Consider the following 6029-nt stretch of genomic DNA (forward strand, 5'->3'; position numbering starts at 1 on the left):
AATAAAAAAAACAAAAACCTATCAAAAATGAAAAATCTAAGAACTCCTATTGCCCTTAGCTTAGCACTTGTGCTTTCCGTTGCTTGCTCTAGTAAATCAACAGAAGACCAATCTCAAATGGATGGTGCAGAGAATCATGAAATGCACGAAGTCGCATCTACCGACGTAGCTAAAGCAACTCCAGTGGCTTTTAAAGATGAATCAACCACAAAAATCTTCAATGCTTACTTAGCTATGAAGGATGCTTTGGTAGCTACCGACGGTGATAAAGTAAGTGCAGAAGCTAAAAAGTTAGAAGCACTTTTGGTTGATCAAAAATTCAATGCAATCAAAGCTGACGTGCAGAAAATAGCAGCAAGTACAGACACAAAAATCCAAAGAGATTCGTTTGACAGTCTTTCTGAACAGATGATCACCTTAGCAAAAAACAGTGAGCTCACTTCAGGAAACTTGTTCCTACAGCATTGCCCAATGGCAAATGGAAATACAGGTGCAAATTGGTTGAGTTTATCAGAAGAAATTAGAAACCCCTATTTCGGAGATAAAATGCTTAAATGCGGCTCAGTAACTGAGAAGATTTGATTTTATGATAGTAAGGGCGAAAGATTTTTCGCCCTTACAATTTTTTAATAACATGATCTATTATCAAACTTCAAACATAATGACCAAGAAATAAGGTTAACAAAAAATTGCGCTCTCCGCGTAAACCTCTGTGCACTTTGCGGTTAAGAAAACCCAAAAACATATTTCTAAATTCTTGCGCTCTCCGCGTATCCTTGGTGTGCTCTGCGGGAAAAAAACCGATACAATAATCTGTAAATATCTCCCTCCCCTACATCCACATTCCATTTCAAATGATATCTTTAGGAATCAGATTTCATTAACCCTTTTTTCATGACTGTTTCAGAATACTTACAAAGTATCAATACCCGATATAAGCTTGGACATGCCACCGAACATACTTTTAGAGGCGATCTCCAGCAACTCATAGAATCTATCGTCCCGAATATCTCCGCCACCAACGAACCCAAACGTCAGGCTTGCGGTGCACCGGATTATATTCTGACGAATAAAAAGGAAATTCCCGTCGGCTTTATAGAAGCCAAGGATATCGGGGATTCGGATCTGGCTGGCGCCAAAAAGAATGGAAACAAGGAACAGTTTGATCGGTATAAAGCCTCGCTGGACAACTTGATCTTTACCGATTACCTGAATTTCTACTATTACCGAAATGGAGAACTGGCTTCGCAAATCTGCATTGGTGTAGTTGATGGTGGGAAAATCCTTCCACTCCCACACAACTTCCCTGCCTTCGAGCTTCTCATAGAGAACTTCACCACGCACATAGGGCAAAGCATCAAAAGCCCCAAGAAACTAGCGGAGATGATGGCGGGCAAAGCTAAAATGCTTGCCAATGTGATAGAGAACTCCCTCAACTCGGATGTGGAAAATCAGGAGAATTCCACCCTCAAAGAGCAGATGAATGCCTTCAAGGAAATACTCATTCACGACATTACCCCAAAGGAATTTTCGGATGTCTATGCCCAGACGATAGCTTACGGCATGTTTGCAGCGAGATTGTATGATGAGTCCTTGGATACTTTTTCCCGACAGGAAGCAGCCGACTTGATCCCCAAATCCAATCCGTTCCTGCGCAAACTCTTCCAATACATCGCCGGATATGACCTGGACGATAGAATCACCTGGATCGTAGATGCGCTGGCGGATATATTCCGTGCTACAGATGTGAATGCTATTCTGAAGAATTTTGGAAAAGCCACTAAGATGGAGGATCCGATTATCCACTTCTACGAGGACTTCCTTAGTAGCTATGATCCAAAGCTGCGCAAAGCAAGGGGTGTTTGGTACACGCCTCATCCCGTGGTGAACTTCATCATACGAGCGGTGGATGATATTCTGATCGATGAATTTGGCCTACCGATGGGCTTGGCAGATACTTCCAAAACCACCATCAAAGTTCCCATCGCCACCCACGACAAACGCTTCTCTGGAGGAATGCGGGAAGTCGATCAAGAAGTACATCGAGTACAGTTCCTAGATCCAGCTACCGGCACAGGTACATTCGTGGCCGAAGCGATCAATCAGATCTATTCCAAATTCAAAGGACAGCAGGGACTCTGGAATAGCTATGTAGAAAATCACCTGCTGCCTCGCATCAATGGCTTCGAACTCCTGATGGCCTCCTATGCCATGGCGCATCTGAAGCTGGACTTACTCCTGAAGCAAACAGGCTATACGGGAACAAAAGGGCAGCGATTCAGAATCTACCTGACGAATAGCCTAGAGCAGGCATCAAAAGAAGTTCCTGATTTGTTTATGTCAAGGTGGCTTACAGATGAAGCAATTCAAGCAGATGCGGTGAAAAGAGATTTGCCAGTAATGATCGTCGCTGGAAATCCACCTTATAGTGTAAGTAGTACGAATAAAAGTGCTTGGATACAAAATCTGATTGCTGATTACAAAAAGAACCTCAATGAAAGGAAGATAAATCTGGACGATGATTACATCAAGTTCATTCGTTACGGTCAGTATTATATAGAGAAAAATGGCTCAGGAATTTTAGCTTACATCTCTAACAATAGTTTCATAGATGGAATAACTCATCGGCAAATGAGAAAGTCCTTATTAGATACTTTTGATAAAATATACATTCTGGATTTGCATGGAAATAGCAATAAAAAAGAAAAAGCTCCGGATGGGACTAAGGACGAAAATGTCTTTGACATTAGGCAAGGTGTGTCAATAAACATCTTCATAAAAAGAAACGATACATTTAAAGAAAATGCGAAAGTTTACATCTCAGATATTTACGGCACTAGAGACTATAAATATCAAAAACTTAGCGATAAAAGTATTTCCTCGATTCAATGGAAAGAGATAATGTTATCAAAACCTGAATATTATTTCAATGAACAAGATCAAGTCCTATTAAAAGAATATAGGACAAAAATTTCACTGACAGAATTATTTAAGCATTTTAACTCGGGGATACAAACTAAAAGAGATAGTTTCACAATGCATTTTAGCCAAAAAGAACTCTCGAATATATTAAAGGATTTAATAACTTATGAGACGAAAGATACACTTTTAAAATATCAACTAGCAGCTGACGGAAGAGACTGGACAATAAGCTTTGCAAAAAAGGATATTCTTTCAGGGTATAAAAATATTGAGGTTCTTTATCGTCCTTTTGATTCTCGACATACCGCTTACACAGGTAATTCCAAAGGATTTTTAGCTTATCCAAGAACTAAAACATCTGACCAATTGATAGGAAAAGAAAACATTACTTTAATTTCTTGTAGACAGACAAAAAGTAATCCAGGAGTATTTATTTCTAAATCACCAATTGATCAAAAAGTATTTAGTGCTTATGATATAAATACAATGCTACCTCTCTACCTCTACCCAGATTCCGATTCCCAGCTTTCCATAGATTCTAAGGTCACTCGCACGCCGAATCTAGATATGAAAATCGTAGGGGTGATTGAGAAGGGATTGGGATTGAAGTTTGTGCCAGAGAAAGACCTCACCCCCAACCCCTCTCCTGAAGGAGATGGGAGTTTCGCGCCGATTGATTTGTTGGATTACATCTATGCAGTGCTGCATTCGCCTACTTATAGAGAGACCTACAAGGAGTTTTTGAAGATAGATTTCCCGAGAGTTCCCTATCCTGAGGATGTAGAGAACTTCTGGAAGCTCGTGCAGCTTGGTGGCGAACTTCGCGCCCTCCACCTGATGGAAAGCCCAAGTCTAAACGACTACATCACCGAATACCCTGTAGGAGGCGAGAATGAAGTGGAGAAGCCAAGGTTTGAAGTGAGTGCAGACGAGAACTTTTCCAAAGTTTCGAACTTTGGAAAAGTTGGGAAAGTCTACATCAACTCCGAGCAATACTTCGACTGCGTTCCCGAACTCGCCTGGAACTTCTACATCGGCGGCTACCAACCCGCCCAAAAATGGCTAAAAGACCGCAAAGGCCGTCAGCTAGACTTTACCGACATTCTCCATTACCAAAAGATCATCAAGGCATTGACAGAGACGGATAGAGTTATGCGGGAGATAGATGGGGTGGAGGTAGTGAAAGGAGAAGGTGAGGAATGATAGCATATGTAATAGAATGGATGGGTCCATATAATGATGGAGATGTGATTTCTGATGATTTAGAAATGGGGATTTATATGATCACTGGAAAATTAAAAAACAGACACTATAATCAAATTCATTATTTTGGAATTAGCAAAAACATAGTTAGTAGTAGAATAATAAATGGACATCATAAAAAACCTCTAGTAAATAGGAATAGAATTTATTGGATAGGTGAAATAAAATCTCACAAAACAGTTACGAGGGAAGATTTGGAGAGAGTTGAACATGTTTTTATACAATACTTAAAACATGGATTAATTAATGAAAAGAAAACAAAATCTTTACCTCAAAATCTAATAATATTGAACAACTGGTTTAAGAAATCAGGTGATGTGCGTAAAAACAAAAAATATATTGGACAAACTATTCCTGATGTTATTTTTTGGGATGGAGAATTTTGGCAAACGAGTTATAAATTGGGTTTTGAACTCGATTAATCACAAAATATCTGAGACAGAAGCCACAATCATCGTGAAATGACCTGTTAATAATGCGTAAACATAAAATAAAAAAAACACAATCATAAAATTAAATAATGGAATACATTTCTACATCAGCGCTTTCAACAAAGCTTGAAATTAAATCAAATGAATTGTTCGACAAACTTAAAACTTATGGCTGGATTGACAGATTAAATGAAAAATGGGTTTTAACTGAAATTGGAAAACAAAAAGGAGGACAAACAAGAAATAATCCAAAGTTTGGAGAGTATATTGTTTGGCCAGAAAATATTTCCTTTAATAGTCAAGTACCCAAGGGGAATTCCAAATTTCTTAATGCTACAACAATAGGTAAACACTTCAATATTTCATCACAACGATTTAATTTACTATTAAATGAAATTGGACTAATAGAAAAAACTGTAGCAGGTTGGGCTATTACAAAACTTGGAAAAAAGATTGGAGGCAAGCAATTGGAACATGAGACTTCAGGTGGAACTTATATACTTTGGCCTGAATCAATTCTACAAAACAAGGATATTCTTGATATGTTTCAAGTGGAAAAGCCTGTTAAAGAAATATTAGTAGCATTTACAAATGTTATTACCGAAAGAAAAGATTCTGATATTGCAGATGATTTTCGAAAAAAATATCCTGCTGAATACCGAACTAAAGATGGGCACTATGTGAGATCAAAAGCAGAATTAACAATAGATGATTCATTATACCTATGGGGCATTCCGCATGCTTATGAAAAGAAATTACCTAATACAGAAGAAAATGTTTATTCTGATTTTCACATACCATCAGGTAAAGGACGTCCCAAAGCAGTATACATAGAATATTGGGGTATGGAAAACGATGAAAAGTATAATTCCCGTAAAGCAAAGAAGATTGAAATTTATAGCAGTTTAGGGTTAAATCTAATTCAATTAAATGACGCCGACATCAAAAACATTGAGGACTCTTTACAGAAATATCTTTTGCAACATAACATAAAAGTCAGTTTGGATTAACTTGATAAAAAATTCAACCCCTTCAGGGTTTCCATTTCCTCTCATCCGACACCAATACCCCCGGTTGCACCGGGGGCTATTCATGGTTTGACCACTTCGTGGTCGATATACAAAATAAATAACACCAACATTAATCAGTGATTCAATCGAATGATCCCAACGGGATCGAACCATGAATAGCCATGGGTGAAACCCATGGATCCAATGAGATTACCAAAAAAATCCACGACCCCAACGGGGTCGAACAAATCGCATCCTACAAAAAGAATTGGGCTAAAGCCCTGTGAGTATTTCAATCATTTCCCTGGCTCCAGCTAAAGCAGGTGGCAATTCAATAGAATCCATTTGCAGGAGGCTATTCTACAAATAGGCTATGTTATCTAATTTACTTATTGGTTCAAAA

Annotated in this window: 4 protein-coding genes; all 4 read left to right on the forward strand. The window is 38.5% G+C overall.

Annotation, left to right across the window (positions count from 1 at the left end):
• Positions 1-27: 27 nt before the first annotated feature.
• The 4 genes from BVH02_RS17445 to BVH02_RS17460 all read left to right on the forward strand — a co-directional run bounded on the left by BVH02_RS17445 (position 28) and on the right by BVH02_RS17460 (position 5626).
• Positions 28-582 (forward strand): DUF3347 domain-containing protein, encoded by a 555-nt coding sequence (locus tag BVH02_RS17445; RefSeq protein ID WP_086502752.1) that lies wholly within the window; start codon positions 28-30, stop codon positions 580-582.
• A 312-nt stretch (positions 583-894) separates the two neighbouring features.
• On the forward strand, positions 895-4125 hold the full coding sequence (locus tag BVH02_RS17450) for a type ISP restriction/modification enzyme (RefSeq protein WP_086502753.1): 3231 nt from the start codon (positions 895-897) through the stop codon (positions 4123-4125).
• Positions 4126-4145: 20 nt separating this feature from the next.
• Entirely contained in the window at positions 4146-4607 is a 462-nt protein-coding gene (locus BVH02_RS17455) for a hypothetical protein (protein WP_143244238.1), read from the forward strand.
• A 98-nt stretch (positions 4608-4705) separates the two neighbouring features.
• Positions 4706-5626 carry a glycerol kinase gene (locus BVH02_RS17460; RefSeq protein ID WP_086502755.1) on the forward strand — a complete coding sequence of 307 codons (921 nt, stop codon included), beginning with the start codon at positions 4706-4708 and terminating at the stop codon, positions 5624-5626.
• Positions 5627-6029: the final 403 nt, after the last annotated feature.

It is taken from the genome of Algoriphagus ratkowskyi (assembly GCF_002150505.1).
Classification (GTDB): Bacteria; Bacteroidota; Bacteroidia; order Cytophagales; family Cyclobacteriaceae; genus Algoriphagus; species Algoriphagus ratkowskyi.

Bases quoted from the DNA above. Each gene is read 5' to 3' on its own strand.
- BVH02_RS17445 (WP_086502752.1), top strand. From the start codon at position 28: ATGAAAAATCTAAGAACTCCTATTGCCCTTAGCTTAGCACTTGTGCTT.
- BVH02_RS17455 (WP_143244238.1), top strand. From the start codon at position 4,146: ATGGGTCCATATAATGATGGAGATGTGATTTCTGATGATTTAGAAATG.
- BVH02_RS17450 (WP_086502753.1), top strand. From the start codon at position 895: ATGACTGTTTCAGAATACTTACAAAGTATCAATACCCGATATAAGCTT.
- BVH02_RS17460 (WP_086502755.1), top strand. From the start codon at position 4,706: ATGGAATACATTTCTACATCAGCGCTTTCAACAAAGCTTGAAATTAAA.